20 protein-coding genes are annotated in these 23,381 nt (G+C 71.6%); 14 read left to right on the plus strand and 6 right to left on the minus strand.

Translation table 11 applies throughout. The features are described from left to right. Positions 1–24: 24 nt before the first annotated feature. Positions 25–732, minus strand: a complete 708-nt coding sequence (locus ACZ5SK_RS16570) for a L,D-transpeptidase family protein (RefSeq protein ID WP_334583293.1) — start codon at positions 730–732, stop codon at positions 25–27. A 392-nt stretch (positions 733–1,124) separates the two neighbouring features. Here ACZ5SK_RS16570 and ACZ5SK_RS16575 point away from each other — a divergent pair, with 392 nt between their 5' ends. Further along, on the plus strand, positions 1,125–2,279 hold the full coding sequence (locus ACZ5SK_RS16575; RefSeq protein ID WP_334583292.1) for an RNA-guided endonuclease InsQ/TnpB family protein: 1,155 nt from the start codon (positions 1,125–1,127) through the stop codon (positions 2,277–2,279). A 189-nt stretch (positions 2,280–2,468) separates the two neighbouring features. Here ACZ5SK_RS16575 and ACZ5SK_RS16580 read toward each other — a convergent pair whose 3' ends face one another. Then, entirely contained in the window at positions 2,469–3,050 is a 582-nt protein-coding gene (locus ACZ5SK_RS16580) for a pyridoxamine 5'-phosphate oxidase family protein (protein WP_334583291.1), read from the minus strand. Between the two features lie 120 nt (positions 3,051–3,170). After that, on the minus strand, positions 3,171–4,094 hold the full coding sequence (locus tag ACZ5SK_RS16585) for a hypothetical protein (RefSeq protein ID WP_468576213.1): 924 nt from the start codon (positions 4,092–4,094) through the stop codon (positions 3,171–3,173). A 201-nt stretch (positions 4,095–4,295) separates the two neighbouring features. Here ACZ5SK_RS16585 and argH point away from each other — a divergent pair, with 201 nt between their 5' ends. The 4 genes from argH (at position 4,296) to ACZ5SK_RS16605 (ending at position 9,125) form a co-directional block, all read left to right on the plus strand. Next, on the plus strand, positions 4,296–5,723 hold the full coding sequence (gene argH, locus ACZ5SK_RS16590) for an argininosuccinate lyase (RefSeq protein ID WP_334583289.1): 1,428 nt from the start codon (positions 4,296–4,298) through the stop codon (positions 5,721–5,723). A 194-nt stretch (positions 5,724–5,917) separates the two neighbouring features. Continuing rightward, positions 5,918–6,889 (plus strand): aldo/keto reductase, encoded by a 972-nt coding sequence (locus ACZ5SK_RS16595; protein ID WP_334583288.1) that lies wholly within the window; start codon positions 5,918–5,920, stop codon positions 6,887–6,889. An 80-nt stretch (positions 6,890–6,969) separates the two neighbouring features. After that, positions 6,970–7,581 carry a TetR/AcrR family transcriptional regulator gene (locus tag ACZ5SK_RS16600; protein ID WP_334583287.1) on the plus strand — a complete coding sequence of 204 codons (612 nt, stop codon included), beginning with the start codon at positions 6,970–6,972 and terminating at the stop codon, positions 7,579–7,581. Then, complete coding sequence (locus ACZ5SK_RS16605; protein ID WP_334583286.1) at positions 7,578–9,125, plus strand: MFS transporter; 1,548 nt, start codon at positions 7,578–7,580, stop codon at positions 9,123–9,125. Before ACZ5SK_RS16600 ends, ACZ5SK_RS16605 begins: the two co-directional genes overlap by 4 nt. A gap of 74 nt (positions 9,126–9,199) precedes the next feature. Here ACZ5SK_RS16605 and ACZ5SK_RS16610 read toward each other — a convergent pair whose 3' ends face one another. Next, positions 9,200–9,874: a lysophospholipid acyltransferase family protein gene (locus ACZ5SK_RS16610; protein WP_334583833.1), complete on the minus strand. Its 675-nt coding sequence runs from the start codon at positions 9,872–9,874 to the stop codon at positions 9,200–9,202. Between the two features lie 512 nt (positions 9,875–10,386). On the opposite strand from ACZ5SK_RS16610, the gene ACZ5SK_RS16615 reads away from it, so the two are divergent. From ACZ5SK_RS16615 to ACZ5SK_RS16625, 3 genes are all read left to right on the plus strand, one after another. Further along, positions 10,387–11,577 (plus strand): glycerophosphodiester phosphodiesterase, encoded by a 1,191-nt coding sequence (locus ACZ5SK_RS16615; RefSeq protein WP_468576215.1) that lies wholly within the window; start codon positions 10,387–10,389, stop codon positions 11,575–11,577. A 67-nt stretch (positions 11,578–11,644) separates the two neighbouring features. Continuing rightward, positions 11,645–12,151, plus strand: coding sequence for an RNA polymerase sigma factor (locus ACZ5SK_RS16620; RefSeq protein ID WP_334583284.1), 507 nt, complete (start codon positions 11,645–11,647; stop codon positions 12,149–12,151). A 45-nt stretch (positions 12,152–12,196) separates the two neighbouring features. Then, positions 12,197–12,694 (plus strand): GNAT family N-acetyltransferase, encoded by a 498-nt coding sequence (locus ACZ5SK_RS16625; RefSeq protein ID WP_079663452.1) that lies wholly within the window; start codon positions 12,197–12,199, stop codon positions 12,692–12,694. Here ACZ5SK_RS16625 and ACZ5SK_RS16630 read toward each other — a convergent pair. Both ACZ5SK_RS16630 and ACZ5SK_RS16635 read right to left on the minus strand, forming a co-directional pair. Then, complete coding sequence (locus ACZ5SK_RS16630) at positions 12,684–13,139, minus strand: hypothetical protein (protein ID WP_457493937.1); 456 nt, start codon at positions 13,137–13,139, stop codon at positions 12,684–12,686. The genes ACZ5SK_RS16625 and ACZ5SK_RS16630 overlap by 11 nt on opposite strands. Beyond that, positions 13,120–13,479 carry a hypothetical protein gene (locus tag ACZ5SK_RS16635; RefSeq protein WP_079663454.1) on the minus strand — a complete coding sequence of 120 codons (360 nt, stop codon included), beginning with the start codon at positions 13,477–13,479 and terminating at the stop codon, positions 13,120–13,122. The genes ACZ5SK_RS16630 and ACZ5SK_RS16635 overlap by 20 nt, the downstream gene beginning before the upstream one ends. 487 nt (positions 13,480–13,966) lie before the next feature. On the opposite strand from ACZ5SK_RS16635, the gene ACZ5SK_RS16640 reads away from it, so the two are divergent. From ACZ5SK_RS16640 to cobT, 6 genes are all read left to right on the plus strand, one after another. Beyond that, positions 13,967–15,007 carry a methionine ABC transporter ATP-binding protein gene (locus ACZ5SK_RS16640; RefSeq protein ID WP_334583282.1) on the plus strand — a complete coding sequence of 347 codons (1,041 nt, stop codon included), beginning with the start codon at positions 13,967–13,969 and terminating at the stop codon, positions 15,005–15,007. Continuing rightward, positions 15,004–15,762, plus strand: a complete 759-nt coding sequence (locus tag ACZ5SK_RS16645) for a methionine ABC transporter permease (RefSeq protein WP_334583281.1) — start codon at positions 15,004–15,006, stop codon at positions 15,760–15,762. Before ACZ5SK_RS16640 ends, ACZ5SK_RS16645 begins: the two co-directional genes overlap by 4 nt. Before the next feature lie 82 nt (positions 15,763–15,844). Continuing rightward, positions 15,845–16,678 carry a MetQ/NlpA family ABC transporter substrate-binding protein gene (locus ACZ5SK_RS16650; protein ID WP_334583280.1) on the plus strand — a complete coding sequence of 278 codons (834 nt, stop codon included), beginning with the start codon at positions 15,845–15,847 and terminating at the stop codon, positions 16,676–16,678. Between the two features lie 186 nt (positions 16,679–16,864). Beyond that, a complete protein-coding gene (locus tag ACZ5SK_RS16655; protein ID WP_361701659.1) occupies positions 16,865–17,503 on the plus strand; it encodes a GNAT family N-acetyltransferase in 639 nt (212 codons plus the stop codon). 96 nt (positions 17,504–17,599) lie between these two features. Further along, positions 17,600–18,817 carry a precorrin-6y C5,15-methyltransferase (decarboxylating) subunit CbiE gene (cbiE, locus tag ACZ5SK_RS16660; RefSeq protein WP_334583278.1) on the plus strand — a complete coding sequence of 406 codons (1,218 nt, stop codon included), beginning with the start codon at positions 17,600–17,602 and terminating at the stop codon, positions 18,815–18,817. Positions 18,818–19,183: 366 nt separating this feature from the next. Further along, positions 19,184–23,302 carry a nicotinate-nucleotide--dimethylbenzimidazole phosphoribosyltransferase gene (gene cobT / locus ACZ5SK_RS16665; protein WP_361701657.1) on the plus strand — a complete coding sequence of 1,373 codons (4,119 nt, stop codon included), beginning with the start codon at positions 19,184–19,186 and terminating at the stop codon, positions 23,300–23,302. Positions 23,303–23,381 lie beyond the last annotated feature (79 nt).

The raw sequence follows: 23,381 nt of genomic DNA on the forward strand, positions 1-23,381 counted from the left end.
CACCGACAACCACCCCGCGGTGGCTCAGTACCGGCTGATCGCCGTCGGGCCGCCGGCCGTGCCGATCGCGATGTGCGGCCGCTCCCACGGCCGGACCCAGGCCAGCATCCGCCGCATCGCCCCCACCGGCACCGAGACACAACCGGCCGTCGCCCCACGCCCGTTGACATGCAGGAAGATCCCGGCCCCGCGGCCCCGCACCGGCGCACGGTAGTTGAACCCGATGACCAGCGCATACGCGTACTGGGTGCGGTATGTGACGAGGTGTTCGGACTCGGCGGCACGGCAGTCGGCCGGCCGGGGCTCGGTCCACCGGTTGTAGGCCCGCGAGCCGTTGTCCTGACACCACCAGGAGCCCTGCCGCACGGGACGGTACGGATACGACGTCCCGCGCGGCGCCCCACGGATGCCGAAGGCGAACGGGAGGCCGTACAGGCCGGTGGGTGTGGTGTTCGTGCCCTGCCTGCGCACGGCTCCCTCGACCAGGCCGTTCGCGCCGAACCGGGCCGGTGTGGAACCGGCCGGCACCCATCGCCCGTGGCGCAGTTCCCACCAGGTGAGCGTGCCCGCCGTGGCGCCCGCCCCCGGGGCCACGGCGGTGATCAACTGGGTGCCGCCGCCGGTGTCCGCCATCCGCGCGGGCAGCGGCGGGTGAGCGCCGGTGCCCGCAGCCGCACCGAGCAGCAGGAGCGACGCACAGACGACAGCGGCGGCGACGACACGAGGGCGCATGATCCAGACGCTAGAGGGGAGCGGCGACGCCGGCAGGCCGGAGTGGGCCGACCGTGCGCGGCGCCGCCTCCCCCGGGACCTGTCCCTGCCGGCCGGTCAGGTCACCGGACCCAGCGGGTTGAGCTGGTCCGACCGGCCCTCGAAGGCGTACAGCAGCAGGTCAATCATCCTGATTCTGGCGAGGAGGCCCCGGCGTTCACGCCGGGGAGGAATCGCCTCCCGCGACCGCGACGCGGAGCGTCGCCGCTTCGATTCCCTGTGGGCGCGGAGCGCCCGTACCGCTGCCCGACGGAGTCGGGTTATGCGAACAGTCGTTCCTCATGTCGCCGAGATCGGTGATGCTCGCAGAAGTGTCGCCTGTGCGTGTGGTGGTCGTACTACGGTCCGATGTCATGAAGCTGGTGGTGCAGGTGAAGCTGCTGCTGACGCCCGAGCAGGCGTCGGTACTAGAGGCGACCCTGCACGCCTGCAACCGCGCGGCCGACCATGTGTCCTGTACCGCCTTTGAGCAGGGCCTGTACCGGCGCAACGAGCTGCAGAAGCTGGTGTATACGGACATCAAGGCGAGCTTTGGTCTCTCCGCCCAGCCCGCCGTCCGCGCGATCAAGAAGACCGTCGACGCCTACGCCACCCTGCAGGCGAACCTGACGGCCGGAAACCTCGGCAAGCCCGGCTCGAAACGCTGGCTCAAGGCCACCGGCACCCCGATCGTCTTCCGGCCCGAGGCAGCCCAGCCGTTCGACGACCGGTGTCTGTCGTGGCAGCACGACGCGCGCACGGTGTCGATCTGGACGGTTCAGGGTCGGCTGAAGAACCTGCGCTACACCGGCCATGTCGACCAGCTCAAGACACTGGTGCAGTACCGGCGCGGCGAGAGCGATCTCATCTGCCGGAGCGGCAGGTGGTATCTGATCGCCACCTGCGAGGTGCCCGATCCCGAGGTGTACAAGCCGGTGGACTTCGTCGGCGTGGACCGCGGCATCGTTAACCTCGCCACCACCTCCGACGGCACCAACTACCAGGGCCGGCGCCTGTCGCGCTACCGGCGCTGGCAGGCCCGCAAACGCACCGAACTGCAAAAGAAGCAGACCCGCCCGGCCACCCGTCGCCTCGCACGGCGGACGCAGAAGGAGCAGCGTCATGCCACTCACGTAAGCCACAAGATTTCCAAGGAGATCGTGTCTGTCGCGCAACGCACCGGTCGCGGGATCGCCGTCGAGGAACTCGGCGGGATCCGCGAGCGGGTACGGCTTCGCCGCGACCAGCGAGCCACCCTCTCCTCCTGGCCCTTCCAACAGCTGGGCGAGCACCTGAGGTACAAGGCCCGTCAAGCCGGGGTGCCGTTTATGGAGGTGGATCCGCGCCATACCTCGCAGCGCTGCCCGCGCTGCGGCCACACCGAGAAGGCCAATCGGTCGACCCGGGAACATTTTTGCTGTCGCCGGTGTGGCCTCGCTGGGCCCGCCGACCACGTCGCCGGGGTCAACGTGCGCAACCGCGCCCGCTCGGCGTGGGTGCTTGTCACCGCACCCGCACCCTCCCCCTGAGCTCACTTGGGGAGAGGGTGGATGCGACCCGTGACCGTCCTGTCGTAGGGGACAGTCGGGAGCGCGACGAAGCGTGAACGACCGAGCGCACAAGCTCGGCCGTTCACGGCCGAGAAGGTGACACCTGCGCACGTGCGCGCACGTGTGAGGCCACGCTAGGGGACGAGAGCGGCGGAAGGGGGAATTCCGTCAAATCGGACGCAGGGGCAACGGCAGTCCGGGCAGTCCGTCCAGGCTCGTGGCGATGTGCTCCTTGCTCTCGAAGTACGCGTTGAGCGACGCGTCGTCCTCCCGCGCGAACCGCTTCGCGTGCAGCTCGCGGTCCTCGTCGTAGGTCATGAAGGGCACCGCGAACCCGCATGTGTCCCGGACCAGTTCGGCGTGCACGACGATGATCGCGCGCAGCCCGTGCGGGGTCGGGTCGATGCCGGCGAAGTGGGCGAGGAGCTCCCGGAAGCGGGGGTCGTCGCGGAAGACGGGTTCGCCGCGGCCGTGCACCCGCACGATGTTCGGCGGCCCCTGGAAGGCGCACCACATCAGCGTGATCCGGCCGTTCTCCCGCAGGTGCGCGACGGTCTCCGCGTTGGAGCCCGCGAAGTCGAGGTAGGCCACGGTGTGTTCGTCGAGTACGGCGAACGAGCCCTTGAGGCCCTTGGGGGAGAGGTTGACCGTGCCGTCGCCGGACAGGGGCGCGGTCGCGGTGAAGAACAGGGGCTGCTGCTCGATGAACGTGCGGAGCCGCCCGTCGATGCGCTCATAGGTCTTTCCCATGTCTAACGATTATCCGGGAAATCCTTTTGGCTGTCTAAGGAAATTCGCGATTCCCTCGATGGAACACCGCAGCGGCCGCCCCGGCCGGCGCTTCTCGGGGCGGCCGCTGGGCCTGTCACGTCACTTGTTCAACGTGCAGGCGGCCAGCGCGTCGAGACCCTGCGGCTTGGTGCCCTTGCGGCCGATCGAGATGGCGATGCGGTCGATCGTGGACACGCGCTTGTCCTTCAGCGGGCCGAGAATCGCGTTCTGCACGAAGTTGGCGCCGCCCTGGCCGACCGTGTTCTGGAGCCGGGTGTTGGCCTCGTTGATCTGCGTCTGCAGCAGCGCCAGGTTCCGGTCCACCTCGGCCTGCGCGGTGGCGGGGATCGCGGGCAGCTGCGAGGCGACGTCGGGGCAGCTGATCGTGCCGACGCCGGCCGCGTCGCCCGCGGCGTTGCCGCCCGCGTTGTTGCCGGCGGCCGCGTCACCCGCGCCCCCGCCCGCCGCGTTGTTCCCGGCGGCCGCGTCACCCGCGCCCGCCTCTCCGCCTGCGCCTGCGCCTGCTCCCGCGCCGGCCCCGGCTCCCGCCCCGGCACCGGTGTCGGCGACGCCGCCCGCGTTGAGGGCGCACGGAGCGAGCGCGTCGAGACCCTGCGGCTTGGTGCCCTTGCGGCCGATCGAGATGGCGATGCGGTCGATCGTGGACACGCGCTTGTCCTTCAGCGGGCCGAGGATCGCGTTCTGCACGAAGTTCGGGCCGCCCTGGCCCACGGTGTCGACGAGCCGCTTGTTGGCCTCGTCGATCTGCGTCTGAAGCAGCGCCAGGTTCCGGTCCACCTCGGCCTGCGCGGTGGCGGGGATCGCGGGCAGCTGGGAGGCCACGTCCGGGCACGTGATGGTGCCGGGGCTGGCGAGGGTCTTGGCGTTGGTTGTGCTGCCGCTGTCGGACGACTCCCCGGCGAGGGCCTGGTTCACGACCACCGCCCCGGTCAGGGCCAGAGCGGCGGCGCCGCCGATGATCGCCACGCGACGCTTGTTGTACTTCGGAAGAGCCCTGGACATGGGGATGCCTCACTTGGGTCAGGAGTGGGTTTACAAACGCGGCGCCAGCGTCGGTGTGAAGTACGGGTAAGCGGTTGTTGTTGTTCAAGGCGGCTTCGAATTCTCTTACCGAACTTCGCCGGAGCCCCCAGAATTGACGAATCATGCATAGCTCTGCATAATCATGCAGGACGTTCAGTGCGGCGATGAGGAGCAACGCAAGTGAGCAGCAACAGCGGTGACGTACGGCTCTGGGGCGGCCGTTTCGCCGACGGTCCCGCCGAGGCCCTGGCGAAGCTGTCCGCGTCCGTCCACTTCGACTGGCGGCTCGCGCCCTACGACATCGCCGGTTCGCGCGCCCACGCGCGCGTGCTGCACAAGGCGGGCCTGCTCACCGAGGACGAGCTGACCCGCATGATCGCCGGGCTCGACCAGCTGGAGGCGGACGTCGCCGACGGCTCCTTCGTGGGCACCATCGCCGACGAGGACGTCCACACCGCCCTGGAGCGCGGCCTCCTGGAGCGCCTCGGCCCCGACCTCGGCGGCAAGCTGCGCGCGGGCCGCTCCCGCAACGACCAGGTCGCCACCCTCTTCCGGATGTACCTGCGTGACCACGCCCGGATCATCGGCGGCCTCGTGGCCGAGCTCCAGGACGCCCTGATCGGCCTGGCGGAGGCCCACCCGGACGTGGCGATGCCCGGCCGCACCCACTTGCAGCACGCCCAGCCGGTGCTCTTCGCCCACCATGTCCTCGCGCACGTGCAGTCCCTGTCCCGGGACGCCGAGCGGCTGCGCCAGTGGGACGAGCGCACGGCCGTCTCGCCGTATGGCTCGGGAGCCCTCGCGGGCAGCAGCCTCGGCCTGGACCCGGAGGCGGTCGCGAAGGACCTCGGCTTCGAGCACGGCAGCGTCGGCAACTCCATCGACGGCACGGCCTCCCGCGACTTCGTCGCAGAGTTCGCCTTCATCACCGCGATGATCGGGGTCAACCTCTCCCGGATCTCCGAGGAGATCATCATCTGGAACACGAAGGAGTTCTCCTTCGTGACGCTGCACGACGCGTTCTCCACGGGCTCGTCGATCATGCCGCAGAAGAAGAACCCCGACATCGCGGAGCTGGCGCGCGGCAAGTCGGGCCGCCTGATCGGCAACCTGACCGGCCTCATGGCCACTCTCAAGGCCCTCCCGCTCGCCTACAACCGCGACCTCCAGGAGGACAAGGAGCCGGTCTTCGACTCCTGCGACCAGCTGGAGGTCCTGCTCCCCGCCTTCACCGGCATGGTCGCCACCCTCACCGTCCACCGCGAGCGCATGGAGGAGCTGGCCCCGGCCGGGTTCTCCCTCGCCACCGACATCGCCGAGTGGCTGGTCAAGCAGGGCGTGCCGTTCCGCGTGGCGCACGAGGTGGCCGGCGAGTGCGTCAAGGCCGCGGAGGCCGAGGGCAAGGAACTGGACGAGCTGACGGACGAGCAGTTCGCGAAGATCTCCGCCCACCTGACCCCCGAGGTCCGCACCGTCCTCAACGTCCAGGGCGCCCTCGCCTCCCGCGACGGCCGCGGCGGTACGGCGCCCAGCGCGGTCGCCGTCCAGCTCGTCGAGGTCAAGGCCGACGTGGCGGCGCAGCACAGCTGGGCGGACGCCAAGAAGTGACAAAGAAGTGACAGGGGGGCGGGGGAGCCGGTGGCGGACACCGCACCGGGAACCCGCCCGCCTGCCCGGGGTCGCTCGTCGAGCCTGGCGCGGAAACGGACCGTTGCCGCACCTCGCGGGTGGGCTCACGTTTTGTCAGCGGCATGCGGGTTAGGTTGGTGGCAGCCGCAAGGAGCCACCGAACGGAGCCCGCGATGCCCTTCGCCCGCCTCGCCTCAGCGACGACCCCCACCTGCCACATCGGCCTGGGTCTCGCCGCCGTCGGCCGCCCCGGCTACATCAACGTCGGACGCGACCGGGACCTCGGCGCCGACCGCAGCGTCAACGCCCTGCGCACCCGCACCCACGAACTCCTGGACGCCGCCTACGCCCAGGGCGTCCGCTACTTCGACGCGGCCCGCTCCTACGGCCGCGCCGAGGAGTTCCTGGCCGACTGGCTGAAGGTCAGGCCCGACGTCGACGACATCGTCGTAGGCAGCAAGTGGGGCTACACCTATACCGCCGACTGGACGACGGACGCGGAGCGGCACGAGGTCAAGGACCACAGCCTCGCCGCCTACGAACGTCAGCGCGCCGAGACGGAGGAACTCCTCGGCGACCGGCTCGACCTCTACCAGATCCACTCGGTGACCCCGGACAGCCCGGCCCTCACCGACAAGGAGCTCCACGCCAGGCTCGCCGAAGCCGCCGCCCAGGGCCTCACCGTGGGCTTCTCCACCAGCGGCCCCGCCCAGGCCGACGCCATCCGCGCCGCCCTCGCCGTGACGGTCGACGGCGAGCCCCTCTTCCGTACGGTCCAGTCGACGTACAACGCCCTGGAGACCTCGGCCGGCCCCGCCCTCGCCGAGGCCCACGACGCCGGACTCACGGTGATCGTGAAGGAGGGCATGGCCAACGGCCGCCTCGCGGAGCCGTACGCGCCGGACGCCCTGAAGACCGTCGCGGGAGAGACGTCTCTCGGCTGTGACGCGGTCGCCCTCGCCCTGATCCTGCGCCGGCCCTGGGCCGGGGTCGTCCTCTCCGGCGCCGCGACGGCCACCCAGCTCGCCTCCAACCTGCACGCGGCGGTCGTGGACCTCGACGACGACCAGCTCGACCGGCTGTCCGCGCTGGCGGAGACCCCGCAGACGTACTGGGAGCGGCGCGGCGGCCTGCCCTGGCACTGAGAACCCCGCTCGACCGACGTCAGTGAGTCAGCCGTGCCCGCAGTGAGACATGAATGTCTCACATGGGTTATTGTTGTCTCATGGCCGTCGACCGTGAGCACGTACTCCGCAGCGCTGCCGCCCTGCTGACCCGCAAATCCACCGCGACGATGGACGAGGTCGCCAAGGCGGCCGGGATCAGCCGCGCCACGCTGCACCGGCACTTCGCCGGGCGCGACGCCCTCGTCCGCGCCCTGGAGGCCCTCGGCATCACGGAGTGCGACCACGCCCTGGACGCGGCCCGGCTGGACGAGGGCCCGGCCGGCGACGCCGTACGCCGTCTGGTGGCCGAGATCGAGTCGGCCGCCGGCCTGCTCGCCTTCCTCTACACCGAGAACCAGCTGTTCGAGGGCGAGGAACAGAACCCGGGCTGGACCAGGATCGACGACCGCATCTCCGCCCTGTTCCGGCGCGGACAGCTGAACGGCGAGTTCCGCATCGACCTCACGCCCGCCTGGCTCACCGAGGCGCTGTTCGGCCTGCTGGCCTCCGGCACGTGGCTGGTGCAGAGCGGCAAGGGCGCGCCCAAGGACTTCCAGCACATGATCGCCGAGCTGCTCCTCGGCGGCGCACTACGGCATCCCGCACCACAGGACCCCGCACCACAGGACCTAGCGCCACGGGACCCCGCACGACAGAGAGAGGAATCATGACCAGCACCCTGCGGCCGGCGAGCACGACCGAGGCGGTGAAGCGGCCGGACCGTTGGCTCGCGCTCTGCGTCCTCGTGCTCGCCGTGCTGCTGGTGGCCGTCGACGCGACCGTCCTCGGTCTCGCGACCCCCTTCATCAGCGAGGATCTCAAGCCCTCGGGCACCCAGCTCCTCTGGATCGGCGACGTCTACTCCTTCGTCATCGCCGGCCTGCTCGTCTCGATGGGCAGCCTCGGCGACCGCATCGGCCGCAAGCGCATCCTGCTCGTCGGCGCCACGGCCTTCGGCCTGATATCGGTCCTCAACGCCTACGCGACGACCCCGGAGACGATGATCGCGGCCCGCGCCCTGCTCGGCGTGGCCGGCGCGACCCTCATGCCCGCCACCCTCGCCCTGATCCGCAACCTCTTCCACGATCCGCGCGAACGCAGCCTGGCCGTGGGCATCTGGGGCGCGACGGCCTCCGCGGGCACCGCCGTCGGGCCCATCGTGGGCGGCTTCCTCCTCCAGCACTTCTGGTGGGGCTCGGTCTTCCTCATCAACCTGCCCGTGATGGTCGTCCTGGTCCTCGTCGGCATCAGGACGCTCCCCGAGTCGCGCACCCCGAACCCGGGCCCGTGGGACCTGGTGAGCGTCGTCCTGTCCCTGGTCGGCATGATCGGCATCGTCTACGCCGTCAAGGAGGCCGCGACGCACGGCCTCACCTGGGCCTCGGTGGGCACGGGCCTGCTGGGCGCGGCGGCGCTCCACGGCTTCGTCCGCCGCCAGCTGACCCTTGAAGCGCCCCTGCTGGACATGCGCCTGTTCCGCAACCGCGGCTTCAGCGGCGCGGTCCTGGCCGACCTGCTGACCATCCTGGGCCTGTCCGGCCTGGTGTTCTTCCTCTCCCAGTATCTGCAACTCGTCCAGGGCAGGCGCCCGTTCGAGGCCGGCCTGGCCGAACTGCCCGCCGCGGTAGGCGCGGTGGCGGCCGGCCTGATCGCCGGCCGCGCGGCCCGCCGCTTCTCGGTACGGGCCGTGGTCTCCGGCGGCCTCGCGGCGATCGGCCTGGCGCTGGCCGCCCTGACGACGATCAACCAGTCCACCGGCTACCCCCTGCTGGGAGCCGCCCTGCTGGTGGTCGGCGTGGGCGCCGGCTTCTCCTTCACGGTGACGGCCGACGTCATCCTGAGCTCGGTACCGAAGGATCAGGCGGGCGCGGCCTCCGCGGTCTCCGAAACGGCCTACGAACTGGGCGCGGCCCTGGGCATCGCCGTACTCGGCTCGATCGTGACGGGCGTCTACCGGGGTTTCCCCGCCCCGGCGGGCACACCGGAGGGCGCCCATGAGTCACTGGGCGGCGCGGTGGAGGCGGCGGGCCGGCTGCCGTCGCAAACGGCCCAGGAGCTGCTGTCCTCGGCGCGCGAGGCGTTCGTGGACGGCCTGACGCTGGCGGCGGGCGCGGGCGCGATCGTGCTGCTCGCGACGGCGGTGGCAGCGTGGTTCATGCTGCGCGGGCAACGGTTGGACGGCGGACGTGAGGGGCGCGGGGAAGCGCACGACTGACGCCCACGCCCCCGGGGACCCACCCGCAGCCGCGCCCCGCACGACAGTCGCGCCCCCGTAGGACAACGAAGCCGCTACGCAGCTTCCTTCGCCTTGGTCGCGTACATGTCCACGTACTCCTGCCCGGACAGCCGCATGACCTCGGTCATCACGGAGTCCGTCACGGCGCGCAGCACATACCGGTCGCGGTCCATCCCGTCGTACCGCGAGAACTCCATCGCCTCGCCGAACCGAACGGTGACCCGGCCGGGCCGGGGCATCCCCGCCCCGCCCGGCTGCAACTTGTCCGTGCCGATCATCGCGAAGGGAACGACGGGCGCACCCGTCATCAACGTCAGCCGGGCGATACCGGTGCGCCCCCGGTACAGGCGGCCGTCGGGCGACCGCGTCCCCTCGGGGTAGATCCCGAAGACCTTCCCCTCCTCCAGCACCCGTCGCCCGGTCATCAGCGCGGCCACGCCCCCGCGGCCGCCGTCGCGGTCGACCGGGATCATGCCGACGCCGGTGAAGAACCAGGCCATGAGCCGGCCCTTGAAGGACGTGCCGGTGACGTACTCGTCCTTGCCGATGAAGAAGACCTGCCGGTCGCACACGAGCGGCAGGATCATCGAGTCGATGAACGTGAGGTGATTGCCCGCCAGGATGACGGGGCCGTCGCCGGGAATGTGCTCCGCGCCCTCGACCCGGGGGCGGAACATCAGGCGCATGACCGGTCCGAGCACTGCCTTGATGAGCGCGAAGCGGGACAACGAGCCCTCCGATGTCAAGGGAAAACGGTATGAGTCTGTGCAGGTGAGGACGATACTCGCGGCCCGGGCCCCGGCGCACATCGGGTCACCCAGGTCTTACGCACTGTTGACGTACGTTTACCTGGACGGCGCAATCGCCGCCCGCCCTTCACCTGGGCGGAACGGCGGGAACGACGCCGTGAAACCGGGGGAGTCAGGGGAGTCAGGGATTTCATGGGCATCGTCGTCGCCTTCGCCGTACCGCTGCTGCTCGTACTCGCCGCCCCCGGCACCCTCGGCGCACTGCGCGAGCGGGACGACCGCAGCCGGTACTGACCACAGCCGGTACTGACCGCCTTCCCCGGCGGCCCCCGCCCATTCCTCCCATTCCTCCCGTCCGACGGTCCGTCAGGTCGTCGTACGGCACACGCCATCCACCGTCACCCGCGTGTTAGGACCGAGGTCTCCCGACGGTCATGTCCACGCCCTTACGATCGGCCCGCACGAACGAGGCGACGGTCAGGAGGCCCCTCATGGGAACGCAGGACACGCAGGAGTCGAACCAGCAGGCGAGCGTGAGCGGAACCGGACGGCGGGCGCTTCTCGGCGCGGCCGTGCTCGGCGCCACCGGAGGCGTCCTCGGCCTGTCGGGCACCGCGAGAGCCGCCGGGGCGCGGACCGGCGGCGGCCATGGCGGGGGCCTGAAGAGCCTGCCCGTGCCGACGATCATCGGTCACCGCGGCGCCAGCGGCTACCGCCCCGAGCACACCTTCGGCTCCTACCAGCTGGCCCTCGACCTGGGCGCCGACATCGTCGAGGCCGGCGACCTCGTCCCCACCAAGGACGGTCACCTGGTGTGCCGGCACGAGCCGGAGATCGGCGGCACGACGGACGTCGCCGACCATCCCGAGTTCGCCGGCCGCAAGACCACCAAGGTCCTCGACGGCGTCTCCACGACCGGATGGTTCACCGAGGACTTCACGCTCGCCGAGCTGAAGACCCTGCGGGCGATCGAGCGCATCCCGGCCAACCGCCCGCACAACACGCTCTACAACGGCCGCTGGGAGATCCCCACCTTCGAGGAGGTCCTGAAGTGGCAGGACGAGCAGACCCGTAAGCGCGGCAAGCAGGTCTGGATCTACCCCGAGACCAAGCACCCCACCTACTTCCGCAAGCTGGGTCTGGGCCTGGAGGAGCGGGTCGCCAAGCTGCTCCACAAGCACGGCAAGGACAGGAAGAACTCGCCGGTCATCCTGCAGTCCTTCGAGCCGACCAGCATCCAGCGCCTGAACAAGCTGGTCGACAACCCCCTCGTGGTCCTGCTGTCGGCCGCGAACACCCGCCCCTGGGACTTCGTGGAGACGGGCGACCCGCGCACCGTCGCCGACCTGATCACCCGGGCCGGCCTCAGGGAGATCGCCGGCTACGCCCAGGGCATCGGCCCCACCCTCGACCTCGTCATCCCGAAGGACGCGGCCGGCAACCTCACCACCCCGACCTCCCTGGTGAAGGACGCCCACGCGGTCGGCCTGATCCTGCACCCCTACACCATGCGCAACGAGAACCCCTTCCTGCCCACGAACTTCCGCAAGGGCACGGACGCGGACGGGTACGGCGACCCCTTCGGCGCGTTCCGTACCTACTTCGCGACCGGCATCGACGGCGTCTTCACCGACAACGCCGACACGGGCGTCCTCGCCCGCGCGGACTTCGTCAAGGGCTGAGTCCCCGTTGGAGTGACAGTCGGCCGCCCCGGCAACCAGCCGCCCGGGCGGCCGCATCGTTTGGCATATGACGCACGACTTGCTCATCGCCCTGCGCCCCCTGCTCACCGCGGAGGCCTCCGCCGAGGCCCACGCCACCGGCACGGAACCCTGCGACCTGGAACAGGCGGTCTGGCTCCGCCTCCTGGAGCACCTCGCCTCCGACGGCCCGCCACCCGACCCGCAGGGCTGGCTGCGCAGGGCCGTCCGCGCCGAGGTGCGCCGCACCCGCCGTACGACCCGCCGCGAGCAGCCCTACGAGAGCGACCCCGCCGACGACGCCTCCCGCGGTCCCGAGCAGCTCGCCCTCACCGCCGCCCGCCACCGTGCCCTGCGCGAGGCCGTGCACCGACTCCCCGGCCGCTGCTCCCGGCTCCTCCAGGCGCTTCTCTCACCGGAGGACCTCACCTACCGCGAGATCGCGGGGGAGTTGGGTATCTCACAGGGCAGTCTCGGCCCGGAACGTTCCAGATGTCTGGGATGTCTGCGGCGTTTGCTTGCGCCGGAGGTTGCGGCTCACGAAGTGCGGGGATAGGAGTGAGGGACCATAGGTGATCAGGTGAGCGGGAGGCGTGCGCACATGGGCATGAGCGTGACCATCTCGGTGGCGACCGAGCAGGATGTCGAGCAGATCTTCAGGCTGCAGTACCTGTGCTTCCAGAGTGAAGCCGCGCTGTACGGCAACTACCGCATCGACCCGCTCGTGCAGAGCCTCGACTCCGTCCGGCAGGAACTCGCCACCGACTGCGTCTTCGTGGCCCGCCTGGGCGACGAGGTGGTCGGCTCCGTACGCGGCAGCCTCACCGAGGACGGCGCCGCCGCCATCGGCAAGCTCTGCGTCCACCCCCGCCTCCAGGGGCACGGCATCGGCGCGAGACTGCTGCGCGCGGCGGAGTCGGCGCTCGCCGAGGAGCGCGGCGCCAAGAAGTTCCGCCTCTTCACCGGCCACCGCAGCGAGGGCAACCTCCGCCTCTACCGCCGCGTCGGCTACGAGACGGTCGGCACCTCCGAGGGCACGGACGGCGTACTGATGATCGTCCTGGAGAAGCAGGCGGGGGAGTACGCGGCTACCGCGTAACGGCGGTGGCCGCGGCGGTCCGGGACTTCCGCAGCCAGTACAGCGCGGACAACGGCAGCAGCACGGGGATGAACACGTACCCCATGCCGTAGTCCGACCACACGGTCGCGTCGTGGAAGGCCGACGGCTCGATCACGGTCCAGGTGCCGACGATCAGCACGCCCGCGAGTTCGGCGGCGCAGCACACCTGCGCCGCCCTCCGCGCGGTCTCCCCGCCGCGCACCAGCGAGTACGTGATGAACCCGTACACGAGACCCGCCACCGCGGACAGCGTGTACGACAGCGGCGCCCGGTCGAACTCCGTCGCGATCTGGTACACCGACCGCGACACGGCCCCGACCACCATCACGCCGTAGAACCACACCAGCAGCATCCCGGGCCCGCCGATGAGCCGGGTCGGCTTCTTCTCCTGCACCGCCGCCATCTCAGCCTCCCCAGATGTCATAGAGCCGCACCTCCAGCACGGCGAGCACCACACCGCCCGCGGCGACCGTCACCGAACCCCAGCGGGTCCGCTCGGCCAGCGACATGAACCCCGCGGTCGGCACACACGCGAACGCGCCCAGCAGATACGCCACGAAGATCGTCGTGCCCTGCTCCGGCTTCTCGCCCCGCGCCAACTGCACGATCCCGACCACCAGCTGGACCGTGGCCAGAGCCGAGACCACGGCCATCCCGATGAAGTGCCAGTCCTTCGTCGGCTGGTCACGGTAGGCGGCCCAGCCGCACCAGGCGGCGAGCAGCAACGCGGCGACGCCGGTCACCAGCGTCAGGGCATCAAGCATGCAGTGACCTTATTACGGCGTAATCGACACCCCGCGATCGGCCCCGAGGCCCGGCCGCCGACGGTGGCGTCGACCACAGGCCGCCCGGCCCACCGGGCGCTCACGTGCGAACTGTCCACGGCTGTCCAGTATCCGGACATCGGGGTCTCGGTCAGGACCGTACGTCTGGTTTACTGATGCTCATGACCACGACGAGCAGCCGCACCCTTGCGACCGAGGCGACCATGACGCCCGGTGCTCGTTGTATGTGTCGAATGTGCGCCTTCTAGAGGGCCCCCGCACCACCCCCCGAGCTCGCGCCCCGAAGCGAGCCGCCGTGGCACGTCCGTACGCCGCATGTCCGCCGTACAGGACACCAGCCGCGCCCCGCGCACATGTTTCTCCCCGGTTCCCCGCCACAGCGAGAACCGTGTCGCGTCCCTGACAGCCTGCAGCCGTGCGCCCTGGCACACCCACGCCCGCGCACTCGACAGTGACGGAAATCCACGTGATCACCACCACGGACCTCACCAAGGTCTACCGCTCGCGCGGCCGTGAGGTCACCGCCCTCGACGGCGTCGACCTGCACGTCCGTGAAGGCGAGGTGTACGGCGTCATCGGCCAGTCCGGCGCCGGCAAGTCCTCGCTGATCCGCTGCATCAACCTCCTGGAGCGCCCCACCGCCGGCACGGTCACCGTCGCCGGACAGGACCTCACCGCGCTCGCAGGGCGCGGACCCCGCGCCGGCAAGGAGCTGCGGCAGGCGCGCAGCCGGATCGGCATGGTCTTCCAGCACTTCAACCTGCTGTCCTCGCGCACCGTGCAGGACAACGTCGAACTCCCCCTGGAGATCCTCGGCATCTCGGGGAAGGAACGTTCCCGCAAGGCGCTGGAGCTGCTCGACCTGGTCGGTCTCGCCGACAAGGCCAAGTCCTACCCCGCCCAGCTCTCCGGCGGCCAGAAGCAGCGCGTCGGCATCGCCCGAGCCCTCGCCGGCGACCCGAAGGTGCTGCTCTCCGACGAGGCCACCAGCGCCCTCGACCCGGAAACCACCCGCTCCATCCTCCAACTGCTGCGCGACCTGAACCGCCGGCTGGGCCTGACCGTCCTGCTCATCACCCACGAGATGGACGTGGTGAAGTCGATCTGCGACTCCGCCGCGCTCATGGAGAACGGCCGAGTCGTCGAGTCCGGCACGGTCAGCGAACTGCTCGCCACCCCCGGCTCCGAACTGGCCGCCGCGCTCTTCCCGGTGGGCGGCGAAGCCACCGGCGAGGACCGCACCGTCGTCGACGTCACCTTCCACGGCGAGAGCGCCACCCAGCCCGTCGTCTCCCAGCTGTCACGCACGTACAACATCGACATATCGATCCTCGGCGCCGCCATCGACACCGTCGGCGGCCTCCAGGTCGGCCGCATGCGCATCGAACTGCCCGGCCGCTACGAGGACAACGTCGTGCCGATCGGCTTCCTGCGCGAACAGGGCCTCCAGATCGACGTCGTGGGCCAGGAGCCCGCATCCGTGCTGGTGCAGGAAGGTGCCAAGTGACCTGGTCGGAGATGCAGCCCCTGCTGTCCCAGGCGTGTTGGGACACCCTCTACATGGTCGGCTGGTCCACGCTCATCGCCGTCGTCGGCGGCCTCCCGCTCGGCGTCCTGCTGGTCCTGACCGACCGGGGCGGCCTGCTGCAGAACGTCCTCGCCAACAGGGTGCTCGGGCAGGTCGTGAACGTCGCCCGCTCGCTGCCGTTCATCATCCTGATGGTCGCGCTGATGAACTTCACCCGCACGATCACCGGGACGACCATCGGCCGGGAGGCCGCGATCGTGCCGCTCGCCGTCGGCGCCATCCCGTTCTTCGCGCGCCTCGTCGAGACGGCTGTCCGCGAAGTGGACGGCGGGCTCGTCGAGGCCGTGCAGGCGATGGGCGGCAACACCTGGACGATCGTGCGCAAGGTCCTCGTCCCGGAGTCCCTGCCCTCCCTCATCGCCGGCACCACCACCACGATCGTCGCCCTCATCGGCTACTCCGCCATGGCCGGCACGGTCGGCGCCGGTGGCCTCGGCGACATCGCCATCCGCTACGGCTACCAGCGCTTCGAGACCGAGCTGATGTGGATCACGGTGGCGATCCTCGCCGTCGTCATCTCCCTCATCCAGTTCGCCGGCGACTACGCGGCCCGCTCCCTGCACCGCCGCGGCGGCCGCTCGGGCCCCGCGCCCAAGCTCCGCCTGCTGAAGGCGAAGGAGCCCGCGGCCGCGGACGTCGGCAAGGCAGCCACGGACGTCGGCAAGGTCGCTTAAGCGCCCAAGAGGCGCCGCCCCACCCCACAGACTCCCCGCTCACCCCACGCGGGGCCGCACCACCTCAGGAAAGGCACTTTTCGTGCGTAACACCGCCAAGATCACCACCGCCGTCCTCGCCGCCGGAGCCCTCACCCTCGGACTCAGCGCCTGCGGCTCGGACAAGGGCTCCGACTCCTCGTCTTCCTCCGGCGGCCCGCTGGTCGTCGCCGCGAGCCCCACCCCGCACGCCGAGATCCTGAACTTCGTCAAGGACAACCTGGCGAAGAAGGCGGGCCTCGACCTGGAGGTCAAGGAGTTCACCGACTACGTCACGCCGAACACGGCGACGGAGGACGGCTCGGTCGACGCCAACTACTTCCAGAACCAGCCGTACCTCGACGACTTCAACAAGAAGAACGGCACCCACATCGTGCCCGTCGTCACGGTCCACCTGGAGCCACTCGGCCTCTACTCGCACAAGGTCAAGAGCGCCGACGCCCTCAAGAGCGGTGCGACGATCGCCGTCCCGAACGACAGCGTCAACGAGGCCCGCGCCCTGAAGCTGCTCGCCGCGAACAAGCTCATCACCCTCAAGGACGGCGTGGGCAACGACGCGACGCCCGCGGACATCACCGCGAACCCGAAGAAGCTCAGGTTCAAGGAGCTGGAGGCGGCCCAGACCCCGCGCTCCCTCGACGACGTGGACGCGGCCGTCATCAACGGCAATTACGCCATCGAGGCCGACCTCAAGCCCGCCTCGGACGCCCTCGTCCTGGAGTCCGCCAAGAACAACCCCTACGGCAACTTCCTCGCCGTGAAGAAGGGCGACGAGAGCGACCCGCGCGTCAAGAAGCTCGCCGCGCTCCTCACGTCCCCCGAGGTCAAGAAGTTCATCGCGGACAAGTACGCCGGCTCCGTCATCGCCTCCTTCTGAGGCGTCCGCGCGCGGGTGTGCCGGTCACCCCCGGCTGACCTGCGCACCCACGGGGTCCACTCCATCACTCGGGGTGGACCCCGTGGTGCGGCGCGGTGCTCACATGCTGCATGCTGGGCAGTTCAGCAGGCCCTGACGGCCCAGCAGGTCGGGCCCTGACGGTTTCGAAGGCTACGGAGCGGCTTCATGACGAGCACCTTCCCCACCATCTCCATCAGCACGGAGCGGTTGGTGCTGCGTCCCCTCGACGAGGACGACGTGCCCGCCCTGGCCGACATGATGAACGACGAACAGGTAGGGGCGTGGACCGCCGCGCCCCAGCCCTACAGCGAGGCCGCGGCCCGCCGTTGGATCACCGAGTACGCGCCCGCCGAACGCAGCGCGGGCCGCGGCCTCGACCTCGCCGTCACCGAGTTCCTCACCCAGCGCCTGGTCGGCATAGTCCAACTCGCCAAGACCAACTGGCATGTCCGCTCCACCGAGCTGTCGTACATCATCGCCCCCTGGGCGCGCGGCGAGGGCTACGCCTCAGAGGCGGCGCTGGCCACCGCGCAATGGCTGCTCACCGACCAGAAGTTCGAGCGCATCGAGCTGCGCACCGCCGCCGACAACACCGCCTCCCAGCAGGTCGCCCAGAAGATCGGCTGCATCAGCGAGGGCGTGCTGCGCGGCGCCTGTATAGCCCGCGCCCGCGCCGAGGACGGCACGTGGACCGAGGTACGCACCGACTACATCGTGTGGAGCCTGCTCCCGGAGGACTTGGAGGGACCCGGCGAGCACTTCGCGGAGAGCGGCGGCTACCCCTCCTACAGCGACTGGAACTGAACCCGGGGCCCGTGCGGGCGCCCCCGTCCGGCCCTACCGACCAGGTACCCTCACGGAGCCCGCTACCAGCGTGAACCCCCGGGGAGACTGACGACGATGGCCGACCGCGTCACGGTGATCGGCTGGGACGGCTCGCCACTGACCGCCGCGGCCCGCTCGGCCCTGGGCGCCGCCACACTGGTGGCCGGCGCCGCCCACCATCTGGCGCTGCCCGAGGTGCCGCCCGCGGCGGAACGCATCCGGCTCGGCAGCGTCGCCCTCGCCGCCCGCCGCATCGCCGGCCACCGCGGCACCGCGGTCGTCCTCGCCGACGGCGACCCGGGCTTCTTCGGCGTCGTACGCACCCTGCGCGCACCCGACTTCGGCCTGGAGGTCGAGGTCGTCCCGGCCGTCTCCGCCGTCGCCGCCGCCTTCGCCCGGGCCGGCATGCCCTGGGACGACGCCCAGGTCGTCGTCGCCCACCGGCGCACCCTGCGCCGCGCGGTGAACGTGTGCCGCGCCCACACCAAGGTCGCCGTCCTCACCTCCCCGGGCGCCGGCCCCGCCGAACTCGGCCTGCTCATGGAGGGCGTGCACCGCACCTTCGTGGTCTGCGAGGAACTCGGCACCACCCGCGAACAGGTCAGCGTCGTCACCTCCGACAAGGCCGCCGACCACACCTGGCGCGACCCCAACGTCGTCATCGTCATCGGCGGCCCCACCGGACCGGTCGTCTCCGGCGACAGCGGCTGGATCGCCGGCCGCGACCCGGGCGCCGGTCCGCGCGGCTGGGCCCTGCCGGGCGAGGCGTACGGCGGCGGACTCGGCGAGGGGGAGGCGGAGCTGCTGCGCGCGGGCCAACTCGCCCGGCTCGGCCCGCGGGTCGGCGACCTCGTGTGGGACATCGGCTGCGGCAGCGGCGCCTTCGCGACCGAGGCGGCGCGGGCGGGCGCCGCTGTCATCGCCGTCGACCAAACCCTGGACGCGTGCGGTCGCACCGACGCCTCCGCGCGCCGCCACGGCGTCCAACTGCAGATCGTCCACGGCACCGCCCCGCACGTCCTGGAGAACCTGCCCGAGCCGGATGTCGTCCGGGTCGGCGGCGGGGGAGCGGCCGTGGTCTCCGCGGTCGCCGACCGCCGCCCGCAGCGCATCGTCACCCATGCGGCGACCCGCGACGCGGCCGAACGCGTGGGCCGCGACCTGTCCGAGCACGGCTACCGCGTCGAATGCGCCCTCGTCCAGTCCGTCGAACTCGACACACGGGCCTGGACGGAAACAGAACGGAGCGTCGCGTTCCTGCTCAGCGGGGTACTGCCGGACCGTCGCACATGACCCGCTCCGCCCTCCCCGTGATCCTGTTGTCGTACCGCGCGCGGTAGGCTGGCCGATCGTCGTACCGCTTCCGTTCGCCCGGCGCTTCGTCGGTCAATGTCCGGAAAACACATCCCTTTTGGGGGGTGTGTGGTACGGCAGCACCGGAGGGCGCGCAACGTGGCGCAGTCCACAGCGGAGCGTCGCGGATCAAGCTGTCGCGACGCGTCGACGGCCGGGACAATGCCACTGAATGGCTTTGTCGCTTTTTCGGGCGGGTCGTACGTGCCGCTGGGCACGGACGCTCGTTCTTCACTACGGGGCGGGCGGTGCGCCGCTCCGGGTGAGCCGGCCGCAGAAGCAATAACCGATGGGCGAGGGGTACGCATGACCGACACCGGCCAGGTCCCGGGCGAGGGGCTGCCGGAGAACGCAGGCATGGTGGAGCAGCCGGGCGCCTCCGCGCACGGTGCGTACACCTACCTCTCCGAGAGCACCGCCGAGGACGAAGACCTGTTGCTGCTGCCGGGTGCCCAGAGCGCGTGGGGCAACGAGGTGGCGCCGCCCGCCCCTGAGCCGGTGGTCGAGGCGCTGCACGAGCCGGGTCCGCACGAGACCTCCGGCCGCGACAGCGGGTCGGTCGACCTCAGCGCCGTCCGCCTCCCCGGCCCGTCGACGCCCCAGTCGGCCCCGCGCCGCCCCCTGCACCTCGGCCCGCCGATCCCCGACGCCTCCGCCAGCCCGGTCCGCTCCCTCGCCGACCGCGGCCCCGCGGGCGCGCCGGTGCGACAGCCCGGCCCGGCCGCGTCCGGTCCCGAGTACCTCGACGTCCCGCCCGTGCGTGAGATGCCGCAGGGCGCGGCCCCTTGGGGCGCCGCCCAGGCCACGGCCCAGGCGCCCGCCCAGACCCAGGTCGCTCCCGGGGTGAGGACTGCGGAAACGGTTGCTCCGACAGTGGCGGTCACGGAGCCGCAGCAGGCCGAGCCGGTGGGCGTGGCCCAGGCGGTCGTGGCCCGCGTGGCGACCGAGGCGATCGCCGCGACCGCCCCGGAGGGGAGCGACGCCGACGGCGCCCAGGTCGCGCCCGCCGCCGAGACGTACGGAGTCGTCGACCCCGGTCAGGTGTTCGGAGCCGCGATGATGGCGGAGGCCGAGCAGGTCCCCGTCGGCGTGGTCGTCGAGGCCGGGCAGGACGCTGCCGACGTCCCCGTCTCGGGCGACGACCGAACGCCGGACGCCCCCGTCGCGCCGGTGGACGAGCCCGTCGTCGCCGCCGTCTCCGCCGTCGCCGAACAGCCGGTGGACGCGGCGCAGGCGGTACCGGAGGCGCCGGAGGCCGCGGAGGACCCGGCCGTCGCCCCCGAAACCGCGCAGACGGCTGAGCCGGTCGCGGCCGAGGCGGTCGAAACCGTCGAGCCGGTCGCGGTCGAGGTGGTTGAGGTCGAGGCGGTCGAGCCGGCGGTGATCCAGTCGGCCGAGGTGGCAGAAACGGCCGAAGTGGTGGAGCCGGCCGTAGCGTTGGAGGCGGCAGAGCCGGTAGCGGTTGCCGCGACGAACCCCGTGGAGGCGCCCGTCACCGAGGCGGTCGAGGCCGCGGGTGCGATGCCCGCCGAGGCCGAGGCGGCTCAGCCGCAGCCGCAGGAGCCCGACGCGAGCGCCGATGCGAGCGTCGGCGCCGCGGCGGCCCCGCAGACGCCCGTGGCAGAGCCGATTCCGGTTCCGGTGCCGGATCCGGTCGCTGACGCCGTCGTCGCACCGCAGGTCGCTTCCGAGGCCCCCGTTCCCGACCCGGTCGTGGCCCCTGAGGCCGACCCCGCCCCTGCCCCCGCGCCCGAAGCCGTTCAGGCCTCCGAGCCCGTGGCGATCGTGACGCCTGAGACGGCGGAACCGGCGGCCCCCGTGGCGGAAGCGCCCGCCGCCGAGGCCGAGGCCCCCGCGCCCGGACCGGAGGTCTCCGCGGCCCCCGAGGGCGTGCAGTTCATCGACGCGCCCGTCGCCCCCGCCGAGCCGGCCGCCCACCAGGCGGAGCCCGAGCCGACACCGCAGTTGCAGCCGGAGCCGCAGCCCGGACCGGAGCCGGAAGCGGAGGCCGTCAGCGAGCCTCCCGCCGAGCCCGCCCAACCCACGGACGCCGTGTCTCACATCCCGGACACCGTCGCCCCGGGGACGGCCCCGCCGGCGGAGCCCGCACCCGAGACCGCACCTCCCGTTGCCCAGTCCCAGCCCGAGCCCGTCCCCGCCGCAACCGATGCGGAGCCGGAACCACAGCCGCAACCGCAGCCGGAGCAGCAGGCCGTGACGGAGACTGCGCCGCCGCCCGTCGAGGCACTCCCGGTGGACGCCACTCCCGCCCCGCCGGTTGCCGCTCCCCAGGACGTCCGGCCGGAGAACCGGCCCCCGGCCGACCAGCCGGCCCAACCGGACCAGCCCCTGGGCCAGTTCGTGCCGGTCGCGGGCGCGCAGCTCCCCACGCAGGAACAGTCGGCCCCCGAGATGACGCCGGCCCCCGAGGCGGTCGCGGAACAGCAACAGGCCGCCGAATCGGCCGCTTTGCCCTCCACCGTCATGGGCCCCACGGTCACTGGCCCCACCGTCACGGTCCCCGCCCCGCGCGGCGCCGACCATGCTCCCGCCCCGGCGACCCCGGACACGGAGCACGCGACCGACATCATCGACCCCGATGTCGCACAGAGCCCGGAGGACCTGGACACCAGGGCCGCCGACCAGGAAGAGAGCCCGGCCGCTGCAGTGGAAGAAGTTCGAGAGTCCACCGGCCCCGCCGCGCCCGCGTACGACGACGCCGAGCGCGAGGCCGTCCTGAAGGTCATGCGGGAGCGCCGGGACATCCGCAACGGCTTCCGCAGCGACCCGATCCCGCACGAGGTGCTGTTGCGCGTCCTGGAGGCCGCCCACACCGCGCCCTCGGTCGGCCACTCGCAGCCCTGGGACTTCGTCGTGATCCGCTCGGCCGACACCCGGCGCGCGATGCACGAACTGGCGACGCGTCAGCGCGACGCGTACGCGCTGTCCCTGCCCAAGGGCCGGGCCAAGCAGTTCAAGGAACTGAAGATCGAGGCCATCCTCGAGACGCCGGTGAACATCGTCGTCACCGCCGACCCGACCCGCGGCGGCCGCCACACCCTGGGCCGGCACACGCAGCCGCAGATGGCGCCGTACTCCTCCGCGCTCGCGGTCGAGAACCTGTGGCTCGCCGCCCGCGCCGAGGGCCTGGGCGTCGGCTGGGTCAGCTTCTTCGACGAGCGGGAGATGGTCCGTGCGCTGGGCCTGCCCGAGCACCTCGAAGTGGTCGCCTACCTGTGCGTCGGCTACGTCGACGAGTTCCCGGACGAGCCCGAGCTGATGCAGGCGGGCTGGGCGAAGCGCCGCCCGCTGTCGTGGGTCGTCCACGAGGAGACATACGGCCGTCGCGCGCTGCCCGGCGAGGACCCGCACGACCTGCTCGCCGAGACCGTCGCCAGTGTCCGCCCGCTGGATGCCAAGGCGCTCGGCGAGGCCTGGGAGCGGCAGAAGCGCATGACGAAGCCGGCCGGGGCGCTCGGCATGCTGGAGATCATCTCCGCGCAGCTGTCCGGCCTGTCCCGGCAGTGCCCGCCGCCGATCCCGGAGCCCGCGGCCGTCGCGATCTTCGCCGGCGACCACGGGGTGCACGCCCAGGGAGTCACCCCCTGGCCGCAGGAGGTGACGGCCCAGATGGTCGCCAACTTCCTCGGCGGCGGCGCGGTCTGCAACGCGTTCGCCTCCCAGGTGGGCGCCGAGGTCTGCGTCGTGGACGTGGGCGTGGCCGCCGACCTCCCGGCGACCCCCGGCCTGCTGCCCCGCAAGGTCCGCGCGGGCACGTCCGACATGACGACCGGCCCCGCGATGACCCGCGAGGAGGCCAAGCAGGCCATCGAGGTCGGCATCGAGACGGCCCGTGACCTGGTGGCGGCCGGCAACAAGGCGTTGCTCACGGGCGAGATGGGCATCGCGAACACGACGGCGTCCGCGGCCCTCATCGCGGTCTTCACGGGTGCCGACCCGGCCGAGGTCACCGGCCGCGGCACCGGCATCAACGACGAGACCCTCGCCCGCAAGACCGAGGTCGTCCGCCGCGCCCTGGACTTCCACCAGCCGGACCCGGCCGACCCGATCGGCGTCCTGGCCGCGATCGGCGGCTTCGAACACGCGGCGATGGTCGGCCTTCTCCTCGGCGGCGCGTCCCTGCGTACGCCGGTGATCCTGGACGGCGTCAGCGCCGGCGCCGCCGCCCTGGTCGCGCGCGCGATCGCCCCCGAGGTGCTGGCGGCCTGCATCGCCGGCCACCGCAGCGCCGAGCCCGGCCATGTGGCCGCCCTGAACAAGCTGGGCCTGCGCCCCCTGGTCGACCTCGACCTCCGCCTCGGCGAGGGCACCGGCGCCCTGCTGGCCCTGCCCCTGGTCCAGAGCACGGCCCGCGCCATGCACGAGGTGGCGACGTTCGACTCGGCGGGGGTGACCGAGAAGTAGGACCCGCCGGGACCCCGGCGGCGGTCGGCGGGCCTGCGCCCCTGCGCGGCCCCCGGCCCCGCCGTACCCTGAGCCCACC

This window comes from Streptomyces sp. NPDC031474, from assembly GCF_055581185.1.